This window comes from Mycobacterium sp., from assembly GCF_965229265.1.
Taxonomy (GTDB): domain Bacteria; phylum Actinomycetota; class Actinomycetes; order Mycobacteriales; family Mycobacteriaceae; genus Mycobacterium.
Window position 1 is genome coordinate 200,767 of the sequence record NZ_CBDDIY010000011.1, and the last position, 24,208, is coordinate 224,974.

At 67.1% G+C, this 24,208-nt stretch carries 21 protein-coding genes and 1 riboswitch; of the genes, 13 read left to right on the forward strand and 8 right to left on the reverse strand.

Annotated features, from left to right (window positions below):
- Positions 1–152 precede the first annotated feature (152 nt).
- Genes ADBZ9K_RS13435 through ADBZ9K_RS13450 form a run of 4 tightly spaced genes read left to right on the forward strand, consistent with a single transcriptional unit; the run spans position 153 to position 4,292 of the window.
- A complete protein-coding gene (locus tag ADBZ9K_RS13435; protein WP_526622626.1) occupies positions 153–578 on the forward strand; it encodes an MmpS family transport accessory protein in 426 nt (141 codons plus the stop codon).
- On the forward strand, positions 575–3,475 hold the full coding sequence (locus tag ADBZ9K_RS13440; RefSeq protein WP_526621251.1) for an MMPL/RND family transporter: 2,901 nt from the start codon (positions 575–577) through the stop codon (positions 3,473–3,475). Before ADBZ9K_RS13435 ends, ADBZ9K_RS13440 begins: the two co-directional genes overlap by 4 nt.
- Positions 3,472–3,810, forward strand: a complete 339-nt coding sequence (locus tag ADBZ9K_RS13445) for a DUF732 domain-containing protein (RefSeq protein ID WP_526621253.1) — start codon at positions 3,472–3,474, stop codon at positions 3,808–3,810. Before ADBZ9K_RS13440 ends, ADBZ9K_RS13445 begins: the two co-directional genes overlap by 4 nt.
- 32 nt (positions 3,811–3,842) lie before the next feature.
- The gene (locus ADBZ9K_RS13450; protein ID WP_526621255.1) at positions 3,843–4,292 is read left to right on the forward strand and encodes a DUF5078 domain-containing protein; all 450 of its coding nucleotides are present in this window, start codon (positions 3,843–3,845) and stop codon (positions 4,290–4,292) included.
- Between the two features lie 12 nt (positions 4,293–4,304).
- Here ADBZ9K_RS13450 and ADBZ9K_RS13455 read toward each other — a convergent pair whose 3' ends face one another.
- From ADBZ9K_RS13455 to ADBZ9K_RS13465, 3 genes are all read right to left on the reverse strand, one after another.
- The gene (locus ADBZ9K_RS13455; RefSeq protein WP_526621257.1) at positions 4,305–4,763 is read right to left on the reverse strand and encodes a DUF1942 domain-containing protein; all 459 of its coding nucleotides are present in this window, start codon (positions 4,761–4,763) and stop codon (positions 4,305–4,307) included.
- 123 nt (positions 4,764–4,886) lie between these two features.
- Positions 4,887–7,454 (reverse strand): ATP-binding cassette domain-containing protein, encoded by a 2,568-nt coding sequence (locus ADBZ9K_RS13460; RefSeq protein WP_526621259.1) that lies wholly within the window; start codon positions 7,452–7,454, stop codon positions 4,887–4,889.
- 31 nt (positions 7,455–7,485) lie between these two features.
- Entirely contained in the window at positions 7,486–8,685 is a 1,200-nt protein-coding gene (locus ADBZ9K_RS13465) for an NADH:flavin oxidoreductase (protein ID WP_526621261.1), read from the reverse strand.
- A 70-nt stretch (positions 8,686–8,755) separates the two neighbouring features.
- Between ADBZ9K_RS13465 and ADBZ9K_RS13470 the strand changes: the two genes are divergently transcribed.
- From ADBZ9K_RS13470 to ADBZ9K_RS13485, 4 genes are all read left to right on the forward strand, one after another.
- A complete protein-coding gene (locus tag ADBZ9K_RS13470) occupies positions 8,756–9,601 on the forward strand; it encodes a bifunctional methylenetetrahydrofolate dehydrogenase/methenyltetrahydrofolate cyclohydrolase (RefSeq protein ID WP_526621263.1) in 846 nt (281 codons plus the stop codon).
- Positions 9,601–9,930 carry a DUF3017 domain-containing protein gene (locus ADBZ9K_RS13475; protein ID WP_526621265.1) on the forward strand — a complete coding sequence of 110 codons (330 nt, stop codon included), beginning with the start codon at positions 9,601–9,603 and terminating at the stop codon, positions 9,928–9,930. Before ADBZ9K_RS13470 ends, ADBZ9K_RS13475 begins: the two co-directional genes overlap by 1 nt.
- Positions 9,931–9,991: 61 nt before the next feature.
- Positions 9,992–10,624, forward strand: a complete 633-nt coding sequence (locus ADBZ9K_RS13480; protein ID WP_526621267.1) for a TetR/AcrR family transcriptional regulator — start codon at positions 9,992–9,994, stop codon at positions 10,622–10,624.
- On the forward strand, positions 10,617–12,164 hold the full coding sequence (locus tag ADBZ9K_RS13485) for an FAD-dependent oxidoreductase (RefSeq protein WP_526621269.1): 1,548 nt from the start codon (positions 10,617–10,619) through the stop codon (positions 12,162–12,164). The genes ADBZ9K_RS13480 and ADBZ9K_RS13485 overlap by 8 nt, the downstream gene beginning before the upstream one ends.
- On the opposite strand, the gene ADBZ9K_RS13490 is transcribed toward ADBZ9K_RS13485, so the two are convergent.
- From ADBZ9K_RS13490 to ADBZ9K_RS13500, 3 genes are read right to left on the reverse strand one after another with little or no spacing between them, the layout of a single operon-like run.
- Entirely contained in the window at positions 12,130–12,864 is a 735-nt protein-coding gene (locus ADBZ9K_RS13490; protein WP_526621271.1) for a class I SAM-dependent methyltransferase, read from the reverse strand. The genes ADBZ9K_RS13485 and ADBZ9K_RS13490 overlap by 35 nt on opposite strands.
- The gene (gene metX, locus ADBZ9K_RS13495) at positions 12,861–14,000 is read right to left on the reverse strand and encodes a homoserine O-acetyltransferase MetX (protein ID WP_526621273.1); all 1,140 of its coding nucleotides are present in this window, start codon (positions 13,998–14,000) and stop codon (positions 12,861–12,863) included. Before metX ends, ADBZ9K_RS13490 begins: the two co-directional genes overlap by 4 nt.
- A gap of 11 nt (positions 14,001–14,011) precedes the next feature.
- Positions 14,012–15,364 carry a bifunctional o-acetylhomoserine/o-acetylserine sulfhydrylase gene (locus ADBZ9K_RS13500; RefSeq protein WP_526621274.1) on the reverse strand — a complete coding sequence of 451 codons (1,353 nt, stop codon included), beginning with the start codon at positions 15,362–15,364 and terminating at the stop codon, positions 14,012–14,014.
- Positions 15,365–15,528: 164 nt separating this feature from the next.
- A riboswitch (SAM riboswitch) is annotated at positions 15,529–15,648 on the reverse strand.
- Between the two features lie 181 nt (positions 15,649–15,829).
- On the opposite strand from ADBZ9K_RS13500, the gene ADBZ9K_RS13505 reads away from it, so the two are divergent.
- Positions 15,830–18,058: an NADP-dependent isocitrate dehydrogenase gene (locus ADBZ9K_RS13505; protein ID WP_526621275.1), complete on the forward strand. Its 2,229-nt coding sequence runs from the start codon at positions 15,830–15,832 to the stop codon at positions 18,056–18,058.
- 7 nt (positions 18,059–18,065) lie between these two features.
- On the opposite strand, the gene ephH is transcribed toward ADBZ9K_RS13505, so the two are convergent.
- The gene (gene ephH, locus ADBZ9K_RS13510; protein WP_526621277.1) at positions 18,066–18,905 is read right to left on the reverse strand and encodes an epoxide hydrolase EphH; all 840 of its coding nucleotides are present in this window, start codon (positions 18,903–18,905) and stop codon (positions 18,066–18,068) included.
- 51 nt (positions 18,906–18,956) lie between these two features.
- On the opposite strand from ephH, the gene ADBZ9K_RS13515 reads away from it, so the two are divergent.
- Both ADBZ9K_RS13515 and ADBZ9K_RS13520 read left to right on the forward strand, forming a co-directional pair.
- Positions 18,957–19,775 carry an exodeoxyribonuclease III gene (locus tag ADBZ9K_RS13515; protein ID WP_526621279.1) on the forward strand — a complete coding sequence of 273 codons (819 nt, stop codon included), beginning with the start codon at positions 18,957–18,959 and terminating at the stop codon, positions 19,773–19,775.
- 2 nt (positions 19,776–19,777) lie between these two features.
- Positions 19,778–21,025: a metal-dependent hydrolase family protein gene (locus tag ADBZ9K_RS13520; protein ID WP_526622628.1), complete on the forward strand. Its 1,248-nt coding sequence runs from the start codon at positions 19,778–19,780 to the stop codon at positions 21,023–21,025.
- Positions 21,026–21,032: 7 nt separating this feature from the next.
- Here ADBZ9K_RS13520 and ADBZ9K_RS13525 read toward each other — a convergent pair whose 3' ends face one another.
- Positions 21,033–22,082 (reverse strand): alpha/beta hydrolase, encoded by a 1,050-nt coding sequence (locus ADBZ9K_RS13525; RefSeq protein ID WP_526621281.1) that lies wholly within the window; start codon positions 22,080–22,082, stop codon positions 21,033–21,035.
- A gap of 48 nt (positions 22,083–22,130) precedes the next feature.
- Here ADBZ9K_RS13525 and trpS point away from each other — a divergent pair, with 48 nt between their 5' ends.
- Both trpS and yhjD read left to right on the forward strand, forming a co-directional pair.
- Positions 22,131–23,147: a tryptophan--tRNA ligase gene (gene trpS, locus ADBZ9K_RS13530; protein ID WP_526621282.1), complete on the forward strand. Its 1,017-nt coding sequence runs from the start codon at positions 22,131–22,133 to the stop codon at positions 23,145–23,147.
- An 18-nt stretch (positions 23,148–23,165) separates the two neighbouring features.
- Entirely contained in the window at positions 23,166–24,194 is a 1,029-nt protein-coding gene (gene yhjD / locus ADBZ9K_RS13535; RefSeq protein ID WP_526621284.1) for an inner membrane protein YhjD, read from the forward strand.
- Positions 24,195–24,208 lie beyond the last annotated feature (14 nt).

The window sequence follows — 24,208 nt, forward strand, 5'->3', positions numbered from 1 at the left end:
ACTTCATCCGCTTTTATGGTTAGCTTCTCTTCCTAGCACTGCGCTGGCCGCCATCGGCGGTCTTCGGTCACGCGGAAAGGCCAGACGCCATGAGATCTGTCGGTGGATCACCACCCACAATTGCCGTTGCACCACAACGTAAACGGTTCACGCTGACGCGGATCCTGGGGCGGGTGTGGATCCCCGTTCTCGTGGTTGTCGTCGCCGCGGCGGGGATTGCTGCGGTGAAGAACGCCCGTGCCGTATTCGGCTCGAACCCGGTCATCGTGACGCCGAGGACGTCGGACAGCGCCGAGGATTTCGATCCCAAGGTGGTGACCTACGAGGTGTTCGGGTCGGGCGGCACGGCGGTGGTCAACTACCTCGACCTCGACGGCATACCTCAGCGGGCCGGGAGCGTGGCGCTGCCCTGGTCGTTGACGCTGAGCACGACAGACCCTGCGGCATCGCCGAACATCCTGGCGCAGGGGGACGGGACCGCCATCGGCTGCCGCATCACCGTCGATGACGTGGTCAAGCAGGAGAGGACTGCTACGGGAATGAATGCCGCAACCTTCTGCCTGGTGAAGTCGGCGTGAGCGCCGACCTCGGCGATGCGCCGACCGACGCCATTGCAGTCCCTCGCCATCGGGCCCAGCCGCGGCTGCCACGGTTCATCCGCACGTTCGCGGTGCCGATCATCCTGGGCTGGGTCGCCCTGATCGTCGTGTTGAGCACCGTGGTGCCCACGCTCGAGGACGTCAGCAAGTTGCGCGCGGTGTCGATGAGTCCCAATGACGCGCCCTCGCTGATCGCGACCAAACGGGTCGGTCAGGTGTTCAAGGAGTACGACACCAGCAGCTCGGTCATGGTGGTCCTCGAAGGCGACCAGCCGCTTGGCGCCGAGGCGCACGCGTTCTACGACAAGATCGTTTCCGACCTGCGCGCCGACACCAAGCACGTCCAGCATGTCCAGGATTTCTGGGGAGATTCGTTCACCGCTGCCGCCGCGCAGAGCGCCGACAACAAGGCCGCCTACGTTCAGGTGTACATCGCCGGTGACCAGGGCGAAACGCTGGCCAACGAATCGGTGGAGGCCGTCCGTAAGGTCGCCACCGAGACCCCGGCGCCACCGGGGGTGAAGGCCTACGTCACCGGACCTGCCGCCACCACCACCGATCAGAACATCGTCGGCGACAAGAGCATGCAGCTGATCGAGCTTGTCACCTTCGGTGTCATCACCATCATGCTGTTGATCGTCTACCGGTCGGTCATCACCACCCTGATCGTGCTGGTGATGGTGGTGCTCGGATTGTCCGGCGCCCGGGGGCTGGTCGCGTTCCTGGGGTACCACAACGTTTTCGGGTTGACGACGTTCGCGACCAACATGGTCGTCACCCTGGCCATCGCCGCGGCGACGGACTATGCGATCTTCCTGATCGGCCGGTATCAGGAAGCGCGCCGAGCCGGTGAGGACCGGGAATCGGCTTACTACACCATGTTCCACGGCACCGCGCACGTCGTGCTCGCCTCGGGCATGACCATCGCCGGTGCGACGTTCTGCTTGCATTTCACTCGACTGCCCTATTTCCAGACCATGGGAATCCCACTGGCCGCCGGTATGACGATCGTGGTCGCCTCGGCGCTGACGATGGGGCCGGCGCTGATCGCGGTGTGCAGCCGGTTCGGCCGGATCCTTGAGCCCAAAGGCGTTGGGAAGCAAAAGCTGTGGCACCGTGTCGGTACTGCGACGGTGCGCTGGCCCGGTGCCGTTCTGGTGTGTGCGGTGGCGGTGGCGCTGGTCGGTCTTCTGACGCTGCCCGGATACCACACCACCTACAACGACCGGATCTATCTGCCCGACACCGTGTCGGCCAACGTCGGCTACGCGGCCGCAGAGCGGCACTTCTCCCGGGCGAAGATGAACCCCGACCTGCTGATGGTCGAAGCCGATCACGATCTGCGTAACCCCGCTGACTTTCTCGTCATCGACAAGATCGCCAAGGCGCTGGCCCGGGTGCACGGAATCGCCCAGGTGCAGACCATCACCCGGCCCGAAGGAAAGCCCATCGAGCACTCAACGATTCCGTACTCGTTGAGCCAAAACGGCACCGGCCAGCTGATGAACAACGATTACCAACAGGCGGTCATCGACAACATCATGAAGCAGGCCGACGAGATGCAGGTCAGCATCGACTCGATGACCAAGATGCAGAGCATCACCCAGCAGCTCTCCGAGGTAACCCGCAGTATGGCCGGCAAGATGGACGTCACGTCCGAAGACATCGCCACGGTGCGCGATCATCTCGCCGATTTCGACGACCAGTTCCGGCCGATACGCAACTATTTCTACTGGGAGCCGCACTGTTTCGACATCCCGATGTGCTGGTCGCTGCGCTCGGTCTTCGACTCCCTCGACGGCATCTCGACGATGTCCGACGACTTCCAGGACATCGTGCCTGACCTTCATCGGATGTCGGACCTGACCGGGCAGATGGTTGCGATCATGCCCCCGATGATCGCGTCGATGAAGACTCAGAAACAGTTGATGCTCAACCAGTATCAGGCCCAGAAGGCGCAGCAGGACCAGAACATGGCGCAACTGCAGGATGCCACCGCGATGGGCCAGGCCTTCGACACGGCCAAGAACGACGACTCGTTCTATCTGCCGCCGGAAGCCTTCCAGAATGACGATTTCAAGCGCGGCATCAAGCTATTCCTGTCCCCGGACGGGCACGCCGTCCGATTCACGATCATCCACCAGGGCGATCCGCTGACCGAGGAAGGCACCTCCCGCATCGAGGGAATCAAGGTCGCCGCCGCGGACGCGATCAAGGGGACACCGCTGGAGGGGGCCAGCATCTATCTGGGTGGCAGTGCGGCGATGTACGCCGACATGCAACAGGGCGCCAACTACGACCTGATCATCGCCGCGATCTCGGCGCTGATCCTGATCTTCGTCATCATGGTGATCCTCACCAGGGCCATCGCCGCGGCGGCGGTGATCGTCGGCACCGTCGTGCTCAGCCTGGCCGCCTCCTTCGGTCTATCGGTTCTGCTCTGGCAGCACGTCATCGGCCTACCCCTGCACTGGATGGTGCTGCCGATGTCGGTGATCGTTTTGCTCGCGGTCGGCGCGGATTACAACCTTCTGCTGGTGTCGCGCATGAAGGAGGAGCTTCACGCCGGCCTGAATACCGGGATCATCCGGGCGATGGTGGGAACCGGGTCCGTGGTCACCGCCGCGGGTCTGGTGTTCGCCTTCACCATGGCCTCGATGGCGGTAAGCAGCCTGACCATCATCGGACAGGTCGGGACAACCATCGGGCTGGGTCTGCTGTTCGACACCGTGGTGGTCCGTTCGCTGATGACGCCGTCGATCGCGGCGTTGCTCGGCCGCTGGTTCTGGTGGCCGCAGCGGGTCCGCCAGCGCCCCCGCCCCCAGCCGTGGCCGGCGCAGCAGACCGCCTCCGAACGCGACGCGGCGCTGGTATGAAGAAGACGATCGCGGCCGTTGCACTCGCTGCACTGATGGTCACCGAATCGGCTGTCGCTCATGCCGACTCCGACACCGACTTCGGGAATCAACTGCATACCGTCGGCGTGTACGGGCCGAAGGACTACAACGCCTGGATCGCGAAGATCGCGTGCGAGCGGCTCGACCGCGGCGTCGACCGCAGCGCCTACGACTCCGCACGGTTCGTCTCCAGCCAGCTGCCGACGGACGCTACGACAGCACAGGCGTGGCAGTTCCTAGCCTTGGCCTATCCGATCTACTGTCCGGACCGGCAGATCCTGCTGCAGCAGGCTGCCACTCAAATCGAAAAGTGAGAAACACGATGCGCTTTCGGCATAGCAGCCTGATGCGGACGGGTGCGGTCGCCGCCGCAATCGTCGCGGGCCTGACCGTCGTCCCTGGCACGGCCGCCGCGGATGCCAGCGATGACTACCCGATCCCCAAGCGGATCATCGACACCGCGTGCACCGTCGACCAGTACATGGCCGCGGCGCGCGATACCTCGCCGATCTACTACGAGCGCTACATGATCGACTACAACAACCGTCCCGTCGATGTCGAGGATGCGGCCCGGGATCGCATCTACTGGTTCTTCTCACTCGACTCCGCGGCTCGCCGGCAGTATTCGGAAGACACCGCGACCAACGTCTACTACGAGCAGATGGCCACCCACTGGGGCAATTGGGCCAAGTTGTTCTTCAACAACAAGGGTGTGGTCGCCAAGGCCACCGATGTCTGCGCGGACTACCCGCAGGCGGATCCGACCGTGTGGAACTGGGGACCCAACCAGCGCTAGCCGGTCGGTCCGCTACTTCCAGACCAGCAGGTCGGACACGCCGTTGTTGTAGACGACCTGCGTGGGTGCCGGGCCGGTCACGTCGAAATACAGCTTGCCGGTGGACTTCACACCCTGGGGGATGGTCGCGCCACTGATGCCGTCGGTGGTCGCGGCCTGCCACAGCACCGGGTAGTTGACGCCACCGGCGGCACGCGCGTTGAAGTCGGGGATGATCGGCGTGACGGTGCCCTTGGCGGCGCGCACGGAGGCGGTCGCCTCCCATAGCGTGCCCGCTACCGGGTAGCCGGGGATGGTGTCGGTGCTCGGCTTCAGATTGCTGATCTTCCACACCGTGATGACCGCACCGCCGTCGTCGATCAGGTGGTTCCAGCCGCCGAACTTGTCCACGCTCGGGTCGGCTGCTGCGGTCGGCGCCAACGCGATCGACAGGCTCACCGCTGCGGCCAGCGCCGCCACTTTCATCCTCATGCGCCGCACGCTATGGACGCTCGATGAACGGCAGACAACCGCGACACGAACTCCGGTGATCTCCCCGATTTCGGCGCGGAAACCGCCGCTGGGCGAGCGAAAGCGCGCCGAAAACGCTGGGGGCTACGCGCTCTTGAGCCGGATCTTCCAGCGCACGAAGGACAGATACCCCACGCACAGGGCTCCCAGCATCGCCATATCGAACCACCACGCCGACCCGGTGTGCTCCCAGTGCCGGTCCTTGGGCGTCAACGGCCCGGGCACCAGCTTGATCAGGTCCACCGTCGAGGCCGAGGCGGCGAAACCCCATCGGGCCGGGGTGAACCAGGACAGCTGGTCGAGAACAAGGCGGCCGGTCACCGGGATCATGCCGCCGGAGAACACCAGCTGACTCATCACGGCCACGACCAGCAGCGGCATGATCTGCTCGTTGGACTTGGCCAGCGCCGACAGCGCCAGACCCACCATCGCGGCGGTGACCGTCGTCGCCGCCATCACCACGAACAGCTCCAGCGTCGGATTCAGGAACGTCAGCGAACCCTGCGTCGGGGACCCCTTGCCGGCGACGGTGATCGCCGTGACGATCGTGGACTGCACGATCGCGAAGGCCGCATAGATACAGACCTTCGCCAGCAGATAGGCGGTCGTGGACAACCCGACGGCTTGCTCGCGGCGGAAAATCGCCCGTTCACCGATCAGATCGCGAACGGTCAGGGCGGTGCCCATGAAGATGGCACCGACGTTCAGCAGCACCAGGATCTGACCCGGCTCGTTGGGGGCGTCACCCATGGGATTGGGCACGCCGAAACCGACCGTGCCCGGAACCGACAACGACAGCACGCCCATGATGAACGGCAGCATCGCCAGGAACGCGAAGTAGCCCCGGTCGGAGATGATCAGCCGCATCTGGCGGCGCGCGATCGTGGAGAACTGGCGGATCAGGCTGGTGTGGGTCGGCTCGCCGATGTCGGAGGGCTTCTCCACCGGCGGCGGCGGGGGAGTGGGCCCGGTGTGCGCCAGGTAGCGCTGGTAGGCCGCGTCGGGATCACCGGCAACGGCGCTGAAGATGTCGGCCCAATTGGTTGTGCCCATCGCCGGTCCGATCTGGCTGGGCGGCCCGCAGAACGCGGTCTTGCCGCCCGGTGCCAGCAGCAGCACCTGATCGCACACGTCGAGGTAGGTCAGCGAGTGGGTGACCACCAGCACCACGCGGCCCGCATCGGCGAGCTGGCGCAACATCGTCATGACCTGCCGGTCCAGTGCCGGATCCAGGCCCGATGTCGGCTCGTCGAGGATCAGCAGCGAGGGGCCGGTCAGCAGCTCGAGAGCCACCGAGGCGCGCTTGCGCTGACCGCCGGAGAGCTTGTCCACCCGGGTCTCGGCATGCTGGGTCATCTCCAGCTCGCTGAGCACCTGGGCCACCACCTGCTGGCGGTCCTCCTTGGTGGTGTCGGGCGGCAGCCGCAGCTCGGCGGCATACATCAGTGCCTGGTGCACCGTCAGCTGCCCGTGCACCACGTCGTCCTGCGGCACCATCCCGATTCGGGAGCGCAGCGAGGCGTACTCGGCGTGGATGTTGTGACCCTCGAAAGTGACTGTGCCGCTTGTCGGGTGGGTGTAGCCGGCGACCAGCCGCGCGAACGTCGACTTGCCCGCACCCGACGGGCCGATCACCGCCGTCAGCGTGCCGGGGCGCGCGGTCAGCGAGATGTTGTCCAGCAGTGTCTTGTTGTGCTCGATCGTCCACGTCACCGCGCGCACATCCAGACCGCCGGTGGCGGTGGCCGCCTCGGTCTCGGTGCGCCGGACCAGCGTGCCGCCGGCGAACACCAGGTCGACGTTGCCGATGGTGACGGTATCGCCCTCGTCGAGCAGCGCGGTATCGACGCGGGTGCCGTTGACGAACGTGCCGTTGATGCTGCGGTTGTCGACGATCTCGGTGCCGCCCGGCGTCGGGATCAGCGTTGCGTGGTGGCGCGACGCCAGGACGTCGGGGATGACGATGTCGTTGTCGGTCGCGCGGCCGATGGTGATCCCGCCCGGCGGTACCTCACTGGGCGCACCCGGGCGCAGGATCTTCAGCATCGATGTCGCGATGTTCGACGACGCGGCGGGCTTGCCGACCGCCGGACGCATCTGGGTCGCCGCGGCCGGGGTAGGCGCGGCGGGTGCGGTGGGCTGGTGGTACGTCGGTTGTGCCCGTGAGCCAGTGGTCGGGTAGGCCGGCTGCTGATAGGTCGGCTGCGGGCGAGACGGCGGTGGCGGCCACGCACCGGCGGTCGGGGTGGCGGTGCTGGGGGCGGCCGGCCACGACGGCGAGGACGGCGGCGCGATGTTCACCGACGACGTCTGCGGCGGGCGACCCACCGAACCCTGGTGACGGCCGAGTTCGAAGTGCATCGCCGGGCCGTCGGGATTGCCCACGTTGACGGTGAGCCCGTCGGTGATGTCGACCGACGACATCCGGCGCCCGTTGACGAACATGCCGTTGAGTGAACCGTTGTCGATGGCCAGCCAGCGGCCGTGGTCGAAGCGCAGCACCAGGTGGGCGCGCGAGATCAACGGGTGGGCGATCCGGACGTCGGCACGCAGGTCGCGGCCAACCACGACATCGTGCCCTGCGGCAAAGGTGCGCTCAGACCCGTCGTACCGAACGGTCAGCACAGGCGCGGCTGGTCGACTCATCGACACCAACTCTATCGGTATCGCGGCCGCTGGCTCGTCAGGCTGGGGCGCCGGTCACCACACAGAGTGTCCGCGAGTAGATCGTCGGCATGCATTTGTTGCAGTGCGTGCACAGCGACTTCACCGAGTGCGCGGAGCCGTCGGCCTGGATGCGGTTGATGAGATCGGGCTCGGCCAGCAGCGCACGGCCCATCGCCACGAATTCGAAGCCCCCGGCCATCGCGCGGTCCATGCTCTCGCGGTTGGTGACACCGCCGAGCAGGATCAGCGGCATGGTCAGCTCCTTGCGGAACGCCTCGGCGTCGCGCAGCAGGAAGGTGTCCCGGTAGGGATATTCGCGCATGAACTTCGTCCCGGTCATGCGCATACCCCAGTTCAGCGGCCACTTCTGCGCCGCCGCGAACTCCTTGACCGGGGCGTCGCCACGGAACAGATACATCGGGTTGAGCAGCGAGCTGCCCGCGGTCAGTTCGATGGCGTCCAGACCGCCGTCGTCCTGCAGCCATTTCGCGGTCTGTAGCGACTCGTCGATGGTGATGCCGCCGCGCACACCGTCGGCCATGTTGAGCTTGGCGGTCACGGCAATCGGGGCCGGCCCCAGCCGCTCGACCTCCCGGCGCACCGCCATCACGACGCCGCGGGCCACCTTGGCCCGGTTCTCCAGCGAGCCGCCGAACTCGTCGTTGCGGCGGTTGATCAACGGGGACAGGAAGGAGCTGGCCAGATAGTTGTGGCCGAGATGGATCTCGACGGCGTCGAACCCGGAATCGATGGCGAACCGGGCCGCCGACGCGTGCGCGGCGATGACGTTGCTGATGTCATCTCGGGTGGCGTGCCTGGCGAACTTCATCGACAGCGGGTTGAAGAACCGGACCGGGGCCAGCGCCGTGGCCTTGTTCGAGCGCGCATTGGCCACCGGGCCGGCATGCCCGATCTGGGCACTGATCGCCGCACCCTCGGCGTGCACGGCCTCGGCCAGCCGGCGCAGACCGGGGACGGCCTCCGGGCGCATCCAGATCTGTCCGCCGTTGGTGCGCCCGCCCTGGCTGACCGCGGTGTAGGCGACGGTGGTCATGCCGACGCCACCGGCGGCGATGGCGCGGTGGAAGGAGATCAGGTCGTCGGAGACGACGTCATCGGGGGTGCGGGCCTCGAACGTGGCGGACTTGATGGTGCGGTTGCGCAACGTGATAGGGCCGAGTTTGGCCGGGCTGAACACATCTGGCGCACTGTTCATAGGCGCAGCTGACCACGCGGTGATCAGTGCTGTCAACGGTCGCGTCGTGGTCAATGGAACAATACGGTTCGTGGTCGCGATCAGCCTGGACGGCAAGCTCACCCGTGACGAGATATTCGTCGATCTGTCCCAGCGTGTGGCGGCATTGACCGCGGCCGGACGCACCCCGGGGTTGGGCACCGTGCTCGTCGGCGACGACCCCGGCTCGCACGCCTACGTCCGCGGTAAGCACGCCGACTGCGCCAAGGTCGGCATCACCTCGATCCGCCGCGATCTGCCCGCCGACGTCAGCCAGGCACAGCTGGACGACACCCTCGACGAACTCAACGCCAACCCGGAGTGCACCGGCTACATCGTGCAGCTGCCGCTGCCGCGCCATCTGGACGAGAACGCCGCGCTGGAGCGTGTCGACCCGGCCAAGGACGCCGACGGGCTGCACCCGACCAACCTGGGTCGGCTGGTGCTGGGGAAAGCCGCGCCGTTACCCTGCACCCCGCGCGGCATCGTGCACCTGCTGCGCCGCTTCGACGTGCCGATCGCCGGCGCGCACGTGGTGGTGATCGGCCGGGGCGTGACGGTGGGCCGTCCGATCGGACTTCTTCTCACCCGCCGCAGCGAGAACGCGACGGTCACCCTGTGCCACACCGGAACCCGTGATCTGCCCGCGCTGACCCGGCAGGCCGACATCATCGTCGCCGCGGTCGGGGTGCCGCACATGCTGACGCCCGACATGGTGCGCCCGGGGGCGGCCGTCGTCGACGTCGGGGTGAGCCGGGTGGACGGAAGGCTCACCGGCGACGTGCATCCCGACGTGTGGGAGGTCGCCGGCCACGTCTCGCCCAATCCCGGCGGGGTGGGCCCGCTGACCCGCGCCTTCCTGCTGACCAACGTCGTCGAGCTGGCCGAAGGGGCGTGATGACCGCGCGGGCCAAGCGCCGGCTGCCGACTCCTGCGGAGGCGGTGGACTTCACCCGGCGGGTCGTCCGCTCGCAGTGGCCCATCCTGGGCGTCGGCGCGATCTTCCTCGTCGCGTTTGTCTTGGTGGCTGCCGGGTTCTGGCGCCGGGGCGCCCTGCTCATCGGTATCGCGGTCGGGGTGGCCGCGGCGTTGCGGCTGCTGCTGACCGAGGAGCGGGCGGGTCTTCTGGTGGTGCGTTCACGCAGTCTCGATTTCGCCACCATGACCACGGTCTGCGTGGTGATGGTGTACATCGCCTCGACGATCGATCCCCTCGGAACGTCGTAGCCACAGTTTTGCACGATAGGCAATCTTGCACACTAGGCAAGATTGGGCGTACGGTGGCGGCATGACCGCACCGCAGGGACTGCGCGAACGCAAGAAGGCCGAAACCCGCAGAGCGCTCAGCGATGCCGCCCTGCGGCTGGCCTTCGAGCGGGGTTTGGAGAACGTCACCCGCGAGGACATCGCCGAGCGGGCCGGTGTTTCGCTGCGAACGTTCAACAACTACTTCACCGGCAAGTACGAGGCCATCGCCTACCGCCAAGTGGAGCGAATGCGGCTTAGCATCAACTCCTTTCGCGGGCGTCCGGCCGGCGAGCCACTGTGGTCGGCGATCGCCGAGACACTGCTGGAGCCGCTGATCGCCGAGGGAGCCGACGGTGTCGCGCCGACCCGAGAGCAGCTCGCCGAGGTCCGCAAGCTCTCGATGGCGACCGAGGTCCGCACGGTGCTGTCCAAGGAACTCACCGCAGAGTGGATCGAGGCCATCGCCGAGCGCACCGGCACCGATCCGGTGCGCGACATGTATCCGCGTCTGGTGGCCGGCGTCATCCGCGCCGTCGCCGAAGCGGCCGCCGAGGCATACATCGCCGCCGATCCGCCCGTGCCCATCGTCGGCCTGCTGCGCCGCGGCCTCGCCGACGTGGCCGCCGGCCTTCCCGAGCCCACCGCAGGCAGCCGAAGGAGCAATCGTGGCTGACCAGCATGCCGACGTCGTCATCTCCGGTGCCGGTCCCAACGGGCTGATGCTGGCCTGCGAGCTTGCGCTGGCCGGCATCACGCCGGTCGTACTCGACGCACTGCCCGGCCCTAGCGCTGAACCGAAAGCCAACGGCCTTGTTGGACAGGTCATCCGGGTGCTGGACATGCGCGGTCTCTACGAAGACTTCACCGGTGACCAGCAACCGCCGCAACCCCTGCCCGGGTGGATGTTCTCCGGGCTGCAGCTGCGCTACCCCGACCCGTCCACCAGCCCGATGTACGCGATGATGCTGCAGCAGCCGAGGCTGGTCCGGCTGCTGGAGAAGCGCGCCCGTGACCTGGGCGTCGACCTTCGCTGGGGTCACGAACTCACCGAACTGCACCAGGGTAGAGACCACGTGGGGCTGAGCGTGGCCGGCCCGGCCGGCCGCTACGAGTTGACCGCGGGTTACCTCGTCGGCGCCGACGGCGGTCGCAGTCTGGTGCGCAAGAGCGTCGGCATCGACTTTCCCGGCACTACCTCGCACACCGTCGCGCGGCTGGCGCAGGTCCACGTGCCCGACGAACTGCGCGCGCTGGACGGGGGTCTCGATATCCCCGGCATCGGGCGTATCCCGTTCGGGCACAACTGGTTCGAATCGGGAATGGTACTGGTCGGGGCGTTGCGGGAGGATCTGGTGCTGGTCGGCACCAAGGAGGAGGGCCCCGCCGACGAGCAGGGGCCGATGTCGCTAGCGGAGCTGCGCGCTAGCCTGCGTCGGATACTGGGCGTCGACGTGAAACTCGAAGAGCCCCGCGGCCCCGGCCCGCATGCGCTGCGCCGAATCGACGGCCAGAACACCCGGCAAGCCGACCGCTACCGGGTGGGGCGGGTGCTGCTGCTCGGCGACGCGGCCCACGTGCACTCGGCGATGGGTGGCCCGGGGTTGAACCTGGGTCTGCAGGATGCGGTGAACCTGGGCTGGAAACTGGGCGCCGAACTCAACGGCTGGGCACCGCCGGGGCTGCTCGACAGCTACCAGAACGAGCGCTACCCGGCGGGGCAGCGCGTCATGATGCACTCGATGGCGCAAAGCGCCTTGATGGGCCCGGGTCCCGAAGTTGGGGCATTGCGAACACTTTTCGGTGAGCTGATCGACATACCGGAGGTCAGTGCACATCTCGGCCGGCTGCTGGCCGGCTCAGATGTGCGCTACGACGTCGGCGACGACCACCCGCTGTCAGGGTATCTGGTGCCCGACCTGACCCTCGGCGACGGGCGCCGCGTCGCCGCCCTGCTGCACTCCGCGCGGCCGGTGCTGCTCGACCTGTGCGGCGGTGCGGCGGCCGCGCCCGCCCGCGGATGGGCGGATCGCGTCGACATCGTAACCGGGGGACTGGCGGGCGGCCCGGCCGCCGTGCTGATCCGCCCCGACGGATATGTGGCTTGGGCCGCAGACTCTTTCGGGAGCGACGAGGCCGACCGCCAGTCCGCGGTGCTGCACCGCTGGTTCGGCGCCGCCCTCAGCTCGACAGCGTCGCCCGGATACACACCGTGATGTACGGCAGTGCCAATCCGGCCGAGTTCGCCAGTGCGGGATGGGTGTTCAGCAGCTCGCGGACCTGGTCGAGGGTCTGGTTACGCACCGCCGCCGGCGAGGTGATGCAGTAGCTGCGCGAGGCCACCAGGTCGATCAGCGCCTGCGGTGTCAGGTAACTCGTCCACTCCACGTGATGGCGCTCCACCTCGCTGAACGGCGCGGGCACCGTGGTGGTGTCGTTGAGCTGAGCGTTCTCGTGGCCGATGATGTCGCCGAGATCCTTGATCCAGCCCAGCCGTTCGTCACGGGCATTCCACACCAGCCCGAGTCGCCCGCCCGGGCGCAGCACCCTGGCCACCTCGGCGACCGCGCGCTCCGGGTCGAACCAATGCCAGGCCTGGGCCACCAGGACAGCGTCAACGCTGTTGTCCGGCAAAGGGATCTGCTCGGCGGTGCCTAGCAGCGCGGGCGTGTCGGGCAGGGCGGAGCTGAGTAACTCCAACATCTCGGCCAGCGGATCGACGGCCACGACGTCCAGGCCGCGCTCGACCAGCCGGGTGGTGAGCTTGCCGGTACCGGCACCGAGGTCCAGCACGTCGCGCGCGCCGGGCGGCAGCAGCCAGTCGATCGCTTCCGGCGGGTACGACGGGCGTCCGCGCTCGTAAGCGGCGGCCTCGGACCCGAAGGACAGTGAACGTTCACGCCGCGATTCGATCACCGCGTGCGCAGTCCCGTGCCGTCGGCCAGGTCGAGGGTTTGGCGGATCAACCCACCCACCGCCTCGGTCTCGACGAGGAAGCCGTCGTGGCCGCAGATCGACTCCACCACATTGAGCCCGGTGCAGTTCGGCAACAAGTCGGCCAGCTCTTGCTGCAGCCGCAGCGGGTAGAGCCGGTCGGAGGTGATCCCGCCGACCACCGTGGGCACCGGGCACGACCGCAGGGCGGCGGCCACCCCACCACGGCCACGCCCGACGTCGTGGTTGGACAGCGTCTCGGTCAGGGCCACATAGCTGCCCGCGTCGAACCGCTCGACCAGCTTGGCGCCCTGGTATTCGAGGTAGCTCTGCACCGCATACCGGCCGCCGGTCAGCGGGTCCTCGTCGTCCTGGGCGTCATTGCCGAACCGGCTGTCGAGTTCGACCTCGCCGCGGTAGGTCAGGTGCGCGAACCGCCGGGCCAGCTGCAGGCCGATATCGGGACTGCGGCCGGTGCCGTGATAGTCGCCGCCCTGCCAGTTCGGGTCGGATTTGATGGCCGCGATCTGAGTGCTCTGCGTCCCGATCTGGTCGGCCGTCGCACGGCCGCCGACGGCCAGAACCAGCGCCGCCCGCACCCGCTCGGGGTAGCCGACCATCCACTCCAGGGCCCTGGCGCCACCCATCGAGCCACCGACCAGCGCGGCAACCTCGGTGATGCCGAGTGCGGCCAACGCGGCCACATCGGCGTTGACCTGGTCACGCACCGTGATGATCGGAAATCTCGAGCCCCAGGGTTTGCCGTCGCGGGCCAGCGAGCTGGGCCCGGTCGAGCCGCGGCAGCCGCCCAGGACATTGGTGGCCACCGCGCACCAGCGGGTGGTGTCGATCGGGGCTCCGGGACCCGCGACGCCGTCCCACCAGCCCGGCGTCGGGTGACCTGGGCCGGCGGGTCCGGTCAGGTGCGAGTCGCCGGTCAGCGCATGCAGCGCGACGACGACGTTGTCACGGTCTTCGGAGAGCTCACCCCAGCGCTGCACCGCGATCGACACGTGTTCGAGCACCTCGCCGCTCTCCAGCGTCAGCGGGCCGATGTCGACCACGCCGATCTCACCTTCGGCCGGCAGGGTCACCAGACGTTCATCCGAGATAGTCATGTCAGGCTCACTCAAAAGGCCGCCACGGCCCGCGGGTCCGAAGCTTCCGCGCCGGACAGGGATTTGGCGGCCGCGAAGCCACGTTCCAGGTCGGCGAGGATGTCCTCGATGCCCTCGAGGCCGACGGCGAGTCGGACGAGGCCGGGTGTGACACCGGTAGCCAGCTGCTCTTCGGCGGACAGCTGCTGATGGGTGGTCGAGGCCGGATGGATCACCAGGGACCGCACGTCACCGATGTTGGCGACGTGGCTGTGCAGGCGCAGGGCGTTGACGAACGCCTTTCCGGCCTCGACACCGCCGCCCAGTTCGAAGGACAGCACCGCGCCGGTTCCCCTGGGCGCCAGCTTCTTCGCGCGTTCGTGCCACGGCGAGCTGGGCAGGCCGGCGTAGTTGACCGACACCACGTCGGAGTGGCCGGCCAGGTACTCGGCGACCCGTTGCGCATTGGCGACGTGGCGTTCGACCCGCAGGCTCAGCGTCTCCAGTCCCTGGGCGATCAGGAAGGCATTGAAAGGTGCTACGGCGCTTCCTAAATCGCGCAGCAACTGGACGCGGGCCTTGAGCGCGTACGCCGGCGCGCCGAGGTCGGCGAAGACCACCCCGTGGTAGCTGGGATCGGGGTTGGTGAAGCCGGGGAACTTGCCGTTGGCCCAGTTGAACGTGCCGCCGTCGACGATCACACCGGCGATCGCCGTACCGTGGCCGCCCAGGTATTTGGTGGCCGAATGCACGACGATGTCGGCACCGTGGGCGATCGGCTGGATCAGATACGGCGTGGCGATGGTGTTGTCGACGATCAGCGGCACACCGTTTTCATGGGCGACCGTCGAGACGCCCGGAATGTCGAGGATGTCGATCTGCGGGTTGGAGATGGTCTCGGCGAAGAACGCCTTGGTGTTCGGCCGCACCGCCGCCTGCCACGAGTCCAGGTCGTCGGGGTCCTCGACGAAGGTGGTCTCGATGCCGAGCTTGGGCAGCGTGTAGTGCAGCAGGTTGTAGGTGCCCCCGTACAGCCGCGGGCTGGACACGATGTGATCACCCGCGCCGGCGATGTTGAGGATCGCGAAGGTCTCCGCGGCCTGGCCGGATGCCAGCAATAGCGCGGCCACACCACCTTCGAGCGCGGCGATGCGCTGCTCGACGGTGTCCTGGGTCGGATTCATGATCCGGGTGTAGATGTTGCCGGGCTCGGCGAGCCCGAACAGGGCGGCGGCGTGTTCGGTGTTGTCGAACGTGTACGAGGTGGTCTGGTAGATCGGCAGGGCGCGGGCGTGTGTTGCGACGTCCGGCGTCTGTCCGGCGTGGATCTGCTTGGTCTCGAACGACCAGTTGACGCTGGGGTCCTCGATCTCAGGTGTGCTCATGGAGAAGTGGCTCCTCGGGGAAGGTGTTTATCAGTTTCCGGGGTGCCGCGGCATGGCTCGGTCACAGCGGACGACGAACGCCGACGGCGGTTTTCTACGGAGAGGGGCTAATGAAAGGCCTCCGCATCAGGTTTCCCTGTCTACTCGGGGGGCCCGTCATAGCGGACCCGCGCTTGCCGTGCAGCCGGTTGGGGCTGCTCAACCTGGTCATCACCCGGGGCACCCCACCGCGGTTGGAGGGTTGCCGGCCAGCGAGCCGGGGCTTGACGCTGGCGCTCATGACCGACCCAAAGCCTAGCGCACACCCGTAACAGGAGGCCAGCGGGATATCCAGGCCGTCCGATCGGGGAACTGTGACGTAGACCTCGGCACGGATCCGACGACCGCGATCACGTAGCGTCGGGAGCGACGCGATACTGATAGCCGCCAGCGAACTGACTGAAGACGACGCGGAGAGAACAGCACATGAGCGACGAGCAGCCGACCATCATCTACACGCTCACCGACGAGGCGCCGCTGTTGGCGACATACGCCTTCCTGCCGGTCGTCCGGGCCTTCGTCGAACCGGCGGGGATCACCGTCCGGTCCAGCGACATCTCGGTGGCCGCCCGCATCCTGGCCGAGTTCGGTGACTACCTCACCGAGGAGCAGCGGGTCCCGGACAACCTGGCCGAACTCGGCGAGCTGACCCAGCATCCCGAAGCCAACATCATCAAACTGCCCAACATCAGTGCCTCGGTGCCGCAGTTGCTGGCAGCCATCAAGGAGCTCAAGGCCAAGGGCTACAACCTGCCCGACTATCCCGGCGACCCCAAGACCGACGACGAGCGCGAGATCAAGAACCGCTACGCGAAGATTCTCGGCAGCGCGGTGAACCCCGTTCTGCGTGAAGGCAACTCAGACCGCCGCGCACCCAAGGCGGTCAAGGAGTACGCCCGCAACCACCCGCACAGCATGGGCCAGTGGTCGCAGGCGTCGCGCACCCACGTGGCGACCATGAAGCACGGCGACTTCTACCACGGTGAGAAGTCACTGACCCTGGACAAGGCGCGCAACGTCCGGATGGAGCTCAAGACCACCAGCGGTCAGACCGTCGTCTTGAAGCCCGAGGTCAAACTCGACGACGGCGATGTCATCGACAGCATGTTCATGAGCCGCAAGGCGCTGATCGACTTCTACGAGGAGCAGATCGAGGACGCCTACACCACGGGCGTGATGTTCTCGCTGCACGTCAAGGCCACCATGATGAAGGTCAGCCACCCGATCGTGTTCGGGCACGCGGTGAAGGTGTTCTACAAGGACGCGTTCGCCAAGCACCAGAAGCTCTTCGACGAGCTGGGCGTCAACGTCAACAACGGCCTGTCCGACCTCTACGACAAGATCGAGTCGCTGCCCGCGTCCCAGCGCGAGGAGATCATCGAAGACCTGCACAAGTGCCACGAGCATCGGCCGGAATTGGCGATGGTCGACTCGGCGAAGGGCATCTCGAATTTCCACTCGCCGTCCGACGTGATCGTGGATGCGTCGATGCCGGCGATGATCCGGCTCGGCGGCAAGATGTACGGCGCCGACGGCCGCACCAAAGACACCAAAGCGGTCAACCCCGAGTCGACGTTCTCCCGCATGTACCAGGAAGTCATCAACTTCTGTAAGACCAACGGTCAGTTCGACCCGACCACCATGGGCACCGTCCCCAATGTCGGTCTGATGGCGCAGAAGGCCGAGGAGTACGGCAGCCACGACAAGACGTTCGAGATCCCCGAGGCCGGGGTTGCCGACATCGTCGACATCGACACCGGTGAAGTCCTGCTGAGCCAGAACGTCGAAGAAGGCGATATCTGGCGGATGCCGATCGTCAAGGACGCCCCCATCCGGGACTGGGTCAAGCTGGCCGTCAACCGGGCCCGGTTGTCCGGGATGCCGGTGGTGTTCTGGCTCGACGACGAGCGCCCGCACGAGAACGAGCTGCGCGCGAAGGTGAAGACCTACCTGGCCGAGCACGACACCGAGGGCCTGGAGATCACGATCCTGCCGCAGGTGTGGGCGATGCGCTACACCCTGGAGCGGTTGATCCGCGGTCGCGACACCATCTCGGCGACCGGCAACATCCTGCGCGACTACCTGACCGACCTGTTCCCGATCCTGGAGCTGGGTACCAGCGCCAAGATGCTCTCGATCGTGCCGCTGATGGCCGGCGGCGGGATGTACGAGACCGGCGCCGGCGGGTCGGCGCCCAAGCACGTCAGCCAGCTGGTGGAGGAGAACCACCTGCGGTGGGATTCGCTGGGCGAGTTCCTGGCGATCGGCGCCAGCCTGGAGGACCTGGGCAACAAGACCGGCAACGACAAGGCCAAGATCCTGGCCTCCACGTTGGACACCGCGGTTGGAAAGTTGTTGGAGGCCAACAAGAGTCCGTCGCGCAAGACCGGCGAGCTGGATAACCGCGGCAGCCAGTTCTACCTGGCCCTGTACTGGTCGGCCGAGCTCGCCGCGCAGACGCAGGACAAGGAACTGGCCGAGCATTTCGCTGCGCTGGCCAAGGCGCTCGCCGACAACGAGGACACCATCGTCGCCGAGCTCAACGCGGTGCAGGGCAAGCCGGTCGACATCGGCGGCTACTACTACCCCGACCCGGACAAGGCCACCGCGGTGATGCGCCCCAGCAAGACATTCAACGAGGCGCTCACCGTCTGAGGTCGGCTCACCCTGCCGGGTTGATCTCTGCGACCGGTGGCACCTGCTGATCGAGCCAGTCGACGATCAGGTCGGCGACGCGCTGCGGGGCCTCGAACATCGGGATGTGCCCGACGCCGTCGAGCTGGGTGACCTTGTCGATGGCCGGGATGTGTTTGAGGAAGTGCTTGGTGAACCGCGGGTGCGGCAGCACCCGGTCGCGCTCGCAGACCACCAGATGAGTCGGGATCGTGGTGTCGGTCAGCTCCATCAACCCTGGCATCAGCAGGGCCTTGACCAGCAGCTGGTAGTAGGCCCGGCAGTGGGTGACGTCGTCGATGATCTCGACGAGCTGCTCGTGGGACAGTCCGGCGGGGGTGGCGCTGATCGGGACGCTGGCCGCCGCCTTGGCCAACGGCAGGCGCAACGCGCGCTCACGCAGCAGCAGGGCGGTCAACCAGACCGGCGCGCCGGCCACAAACTTCGCGACGATCTCGTACTTCACCGGTGACCAGCGGTGCCAGCCACCGGCCGGGGCGATGGCGGTCAACGTGCGGGCGCGCCCGCGCCGCTCGAGTTCGAAGGCGACCCAGCCACCCAGTGAGTTGCCGACGATGTGAGCGCAGTCCCAGCCCAGGTCGTCGAGCTGTGCTTCGACGTGGTTGGCCAGGGTGTTGGTGTCCAGGAACACCGACCGGGTGCGCGGGCCGCCGTTGTGGCCGGCCATGGTCGGCGCGAACACCTCGTAGCGGCCGGTGTCGGCCAGTCGGGGCGCGACCTCGGACCAGACGTAGGAGGACATCATGAAGGGGTGCAGCAGCAGGACGGGTTCCCCGGATCCGAGGAGAATCGGTTCTCGTGACGCCACACCCCGACCGTAAAGGTGATACCGCCGGTACCGCAAGATAGGTTTTGTTCCGTGATCGTGTCGACCATCAACGTCAATGGCGTGCGCGCCGCGGTGCGCGAGCGTTCGCCGGAGAACCTCGGCCTGCTCGCCTGGTTGTCGGCCACCGCCTCGGAGGTGGTGTGCCTGCAGGAGACCCGCGCCGACGACGAGCAGCTCGCCGAGGCGCTTGCCCCCGCCGTGGCCGCCGGCTGGCATGTCGCGTCCGCGTGCCCGCACCTCAAGGGGCGCAGCGGAGTGGCGGTGCTGTCCCGCATCCCGATAACCGAAGCCCGAATAGGTCTGGCGGCAACCGAATTCGAGCTGCACGGCCGCTACCTCGAGGTGGATCTGGACAGCGGCGCGACCGTCGGCAGCGTCTATGTCCACACCGGCGAAGCCGGCACCGACCGGCAGCTGGAGAAGGAGCGGTTCATGTCTGCGCTGGCCAAGCGGATGGCCGAGTTGACCGCCGACGGCCGCGACGCGGTGATCTGCGGCGACTGGAATATCGCGCACACCGAGAACGACATCAAGGCCTGGAAGGCCAACGTCAAGAAGGCGGGCTTTCTGCCCAGCGAGCGGCAGTGGCTGAGCGACCTGCTGGACGCCGGCTGGGTGGACGTGGTGCGTCGGATGCACCCCGACGTCGCGGGCCCCTACAGCTGGTGGTCGTGGCGCGGGAAGGCCTTCGACAACGACGCGGGCTGGCGCATCGACTATCAGCTGGCCAGCGCTTCTCTGGCGGCCCGCACGATCGCCGCGCGGGTCGAGAAGCCCGCTGCCTACGCGCTGCGCTGGTCGGACCACGCGCCGGTGACGGTGGAGTTTGCCGACGGGGCCGCCTCGTGAGCGTGCTGATCAAGAATGTCCGTGTCTTCGACGGACTTTCGGGCTCGGTCGCGCCGGGCCACGTGCTCATCGACGGCTCGACGATCGCCGCCGTCGACACCTCGCCGATCGCCGAGTCCGCCGCCACCACCGTCATCGACGGGGGAGACCGGGTGCTGATGCCGGGGATGATCGACGCGCACGCCCACCTGGTCGGCATGGCCAACACGCTGCTCGACCTGGCGATGGCCTCCCAGACTCAACTGGCCGCCACCACGCTGGCCCGCGCCAAGGGCACGTTGCTGCGCGGGTTCACCACCGTGCGGGACATGGCCGGCGACACCGCGGGGATCAAGAAGGTGATCGACGGCGAGCCGGCGCTGGGCCCGCGCATCTATCCCAGCCAGGCCGCGATCTCGCAGACCGGCGGCCACGGCGATTTCGGTTTCGTCTACGAGCGCCCGACGGCGTTGGGCGGCAACGAATCCCGTGCCGAGACGATCGGCTTCATGCGGGTGGCGGACGGGGTCGACCGGGTCGTGGCGGCGGTGCGTGAGCAGCTCAAGCTCGGTGCCTCACAGATCAAGCTGATGGCCGGCGGCGGCGCCGCCTCGCTCTACGACCCGCTCTATACAGTGCAGTTCAGCGAGCAGGAAATGGCGGCCGCGGTGCGGGCGGCCGCCGACTACGGCACCTACGTGGCCACCCACGTGTACAACGTGACCGGCATCCATCGCGCGGTGCAGGCCGGGGTGAAGTCCATCGAGCACGGCCACCTGGCCGACGAGGCCACGGTCGCGATGCTCGCCGAACAGGACGTGTGGCTGTCCACCCAGCCGTTCGCCGAACACGACCACAGCTTCCTCAATCCCGACAGCGCCGAGAAGAACCGGGAGATCTGCAGCGGTACGCCGCACATCTACGAATGGGCCACCAAGCACGGGGTCAAGCTCGGCTGGGGCACCGATCTGCTTTTCGAGCCGGAAAACGTTGGGCGGCAAAGCGAAATGATGGCCCGCCTAGGCGACTACGTCAGCAATGTCGACGCGCTGAAGATGGTCACCTCGGGTAACGCGGCGCTGCTGCGGATGGCCGGCCAACGCGACCCGTACCGCGCCGCCCGCCTGGGTGAGATCACCAAGGGGGCGTGGGCCGATGTGCTGCTGGTCGAGCGCGATCCCACGGCGGACCTCAGCGTGTTGGCCGCCCCGGACACGGGTATCGCGGTCATCGTCAAGGACGGCGTCATCGTGAAGAACACCCTCGGCTAGATCGGCGCTAGGCCGCCGGGCAACCTTCGCGGTTGGGACTGGCCAGCTCCTGGGGCGCGCCGTCGATGGCCTTGTGCACGGTCTCGAGCACAGCCGGGTCCCACGTCAGTGCCGTCTTCCAGTCCAGCCCTGCCGCGTTGGAGACGTAGATGCTGTGGGTGTCGTCGAAGGTGTAGCAGCGCCGGTGCGGCAACACCGAGTCGCTGATGTCCTTGGCCAGCGCGCTCTGCAGGGCCACCAGACCGTCGTTGGGCCACACTTCGGGGTTCACCTGGCCGTCTTTGGTGAACTTCTTGCCGCCGATCAGCACCACCGGGATCTTGTCCAGCACGCCGGACTGGAATTCGTTCCAGCCGTCCTTGCCCATCAGGAACGCCTTGTTGACCTCGCGCCCGGACCCGGCCATCAGCTGCAGCACCCGGTCTTTGAAGATCTTCATCGCGGACTCACAGAGCTTGTCGCCCAGGCAGTCGGTCAGCGGAACCAGGTTGTTGGCGTAGTCGGAGAGGTAGGAACCCTGCCACGGGGTCCCAAGCGTGGTCAGCGAGCGGATCTTCACCGGGGAGTTCGTCGAGGTCAGCACCCGGATCGCGGCGCGCGAGTACAGCCCACCCATCGAGTGGGCCACCAGGTCCACCTCGGTGACGCCCTTGTCGGTGTGCAGCCAATTCAGAAAACGGGCCAGGTGCTCGCCGGCGGTGTCGATACTGCCCGTCGAGTTGACCGTCATGTTCTCCGGCAGGGTGACCGGGCAGACCCCGAACGGCCCGAAACCGGTTTGGTCGGTCACCTGGCCGCGACCGTTCATCGCCGGTGAGGTGTAGACGGCGTAGCCCTTGCCGAGCAGGAATTCCCGCAGCGCGGTGTCGGTGTTGCCGGCCGCCAGTCCGGTGGCGCAGGCCTGGTCCGGGGTGGTGAACGGGCTGGTGGCGTCACCGCCGGAGACGATCACCACCGCCGTCGACGCGGGCCGCTTCTGGTCGCCGGAATCGCTCTGGCAACCGGCCAGCACGAACAGCATCGTCACAGCGGCGGCCAGCGCCAGTATTCGTTGCACGAAGCAGGATGCTAGCGGCAAAACGCCTCGTGACAGGATTGATGGACCATGAACAGTTCTTCGCGTCGTGTCGTTTTCTCCGGTGTGCAGCCCACCTCCGACTCCCTGCATCTGGGTAATGCGCTGGGTGCGATCAAGCAATGGGTCGGACTCCAGGACGACTTCGACGCCTTCTTCTGCGTCGTCGACCTGCACGCGATCACCGTTGCTCAGGACCCTGGCACGCTGCGGCACCGCACCCTGGTCACCGCCGCGCAGTACCTGGCCCTGGGCATCGACCCGGCCCGCGCGACGATCTTTGTGCAGAGCCACGTGCCCGCCCATACCGAGCTGGCCTGGGTGCTGGGCTGCTTCACCGGGTTCGGCCAGGCATCGCGGATGACCCAGTTCAAGGACAAGTCGCAGAAGCAGGGCGCCGAGGCCACGACGGTGGGCCTGTTCACCTATCCGGTGCTGATGGCCGCCGACGTGCTGCTCTACGACACCGACCTGGTGCCGGTCGGCGAGGACCAGCGCCAGCATCTGGAACTGGCCCGCGATGTGGCCCAGCGGTTCAATGTCCGCTTCCCCGACACCTTCGTGATCCCGGAACCGATGATTCCGAAGGTCACCGCCAAGATCTACGACCTGCAGGATCCGACCGCGAAGATGAGCAAGTCCGCCGCGACCGATGCCGGGCTGATCAGCCTGCTCGACGACCCGAAGGTGACGGCCAAGAAGATCCGTTCGGCCGTCACCGACAGCGAACGCGAGATCCGGTTCGACGTCGAGAACAAGCCGGGAGTCTCCAACCTGCTGTCGATCCAGTCGGCGGTCACCGGCACCGACATCGACACGCTGGTCGCCGGTTACGCCGGCCGCGGCTACGGCGACCTGAAGAAGGACACCGCCGACGCCGTCGTCGACTACGTCACGCCGATCCAGCGACGCGTCGACGAACTGCTCTCCGACCCCGCCGAGTTGCAGGCCATCCTGGCCGAGGGCGCCCAGCGGGCCCGGGAGGTGTCTGCCAAGACCGTCGCACGGGTATACGACCGGTTAGGGTTTCTGCCGACGACTCCCTAGACGCGGTGAGAGGCGGGCATGACCGAACCGGCCAAGCCGGGCATCCTGGACCGGCTGCGAGCCCGCTACGGGTGGTTCGACCACGTGATGCGCGCCCAGGGGCGCTACCAGGACACGCGGGGCGACTTCTTCGCCGCCGGCGTCACCTACTTCACGATCTTCGCGTTGTTCCCATTGCTGATGGTCGGTTTCGCGGCCGGCGGGTTCATCCTGGCCAGCCGGCCGGAGCTGCTGAGCGAGATCGAGGCCCGGATTACGGCGACTGTCTCCGGCGACTTCGGGACCCAATTGGTGAAGTTGATGGAGTCGGCGATCCAGTCCCGCACCTCTGTCGGGGTCATCGGTCTGGCCACCGCGGCCTGGGCCGGCCTGGGCTGGATCTCGAACCTGCGCGAGGCGCTCAGTCAGATGTGGGGTGAACAGCGCGGTGAGGCGCTGGGCTTCGTGCGGACCAAGCTGTCGGATCTGTTGGCGTTGCTGTCGGTGTTCGTCGCGATCACGCTGACGATCGCGCTGACCGCGCTGGGCGATCCCTCGGTGATGACCAGGGTCTTGGAATGGGCTGGTGTGCACCATGTTCCGGACTTGAACGTCGGGCTGCGGGTGGTGTCGATCCTGACGTCGTTCGCGGTGTCCTGGCTGTTGTTCACCTGGATGATCGCCCGGCTGCCGCGCGAGTCGCTGAGTTTCCGCAGCAGCGCACGGGCCGGTCTGTTGGCCGCGGTGGCCTTCGAGATCTTCAAGATGGTGGGCTCGATCTACCTGCGCTCGGTGGTGCACGGCCCAGCGGGTGCGACCTTCGGTCCGGTGCTCGGGTTGATGGTGTTCGCCTACATCACTGCCCGCCTGGTGCTGTTCGCCACCGCCTGGGCGGCGACGTCGCGCGACGAGCTGCGTGCCGAGCCGGTCGCGGCCCCCGCGCCGGCTGTGATCACCGTGCGGGTCGGCCCCGACGAGGGATTGTCGACCCGGCAGTGGTTGGGCGCGATGGGCGTGGGCGCTCTTGGCGCGCTGGGGCTTTCCCGGTTGTGGCGGGGCGGTCGGTAGGGCTTACCGGCTTA

Excerpts from the sequence above, each read along its gene's own strand:
- ADBZ9K_RS13445 (WP_526621253.1), top strand. The coding sequence starts at position 3,472 with ATGAAGAAGACGATCGCGGCCGTTGCACTCGCTGCACTGATGGTCACC.
- ADBZ9K_RS13450 (WP_526621255.1), top strand. The coding sequence starts at position 3,843 with ATGCGGACGGGTGCGGTCGCCGCCGCAATCGTCGCGGGCCTGACCGTC.
- ADBZ9K_RS13475 (WP_526621265.1), top strand. The coding sequence starts at position 9,601 with ATGACCGCGCGGGCCAAGCGCCGGCTGCCGACTCCTGCGGAGGCGGTG.
- ADBZ9K_RS13500 (WP_526621274.1), bottom strand. The coding sequence starts at position 15,364 with ATGAGCACACCTGAGATCGAGGACCCCAGCGTCAACTGGTCGTTCGAG.
- ADBZ9K_RS13455 (WP_526621257.1), bottom strand. The coding sequence starts at position 4,763 with ATGAGGATGAAAGTGGCGGCGCTGGCCGCAGCGGTGAGCCTGTCGATC.
- metX (WP_526621273.1), bottom strand. The coding sequence starts at position 14,000 with ATGACTATCTCGGATGAACGTCTGGTGACCCTGCCGGCCGAAGGTGAG.
- ADBZ9K_RS13480 (WP_526621267.1), top strand. The coding sequence starts at position 9,992 with ATGACCGCACCGCAGGGACTGCGCGAACGCAAGAAGGCCGAAACCCGC.
- ADBZ9K_RS13465 (WP_526621261.1), bottom strand. The coding sequence starts at position 8,685 with ATGAACAGTGCGCCAGATGTGTTCAGCCCGGCCAAACTCGGCCCTATC.
- yhjD (WP_526621284.1), top strand. The coding sequence starts at position 23,166 with ATGACCGAACCGGCCAAGCCGGGCATCCTGGACCGGCTGCGAGCCCGC.
- ADBZ9K_RS13505 (WP_526621275.1), top strand. The coding sequence starts at position 15,830 with ATGAGCGACGAGCAGCCGACCATCATCTACACGCTCACCGACGAGGCG.
- trpS (WP_526621282.1), top strand. The coding sequence starts at position 22,131 with ATGAACAGTTCTTCGCGTCGTGTCGTTTTCTCCGGTGTGCAGCCCACC.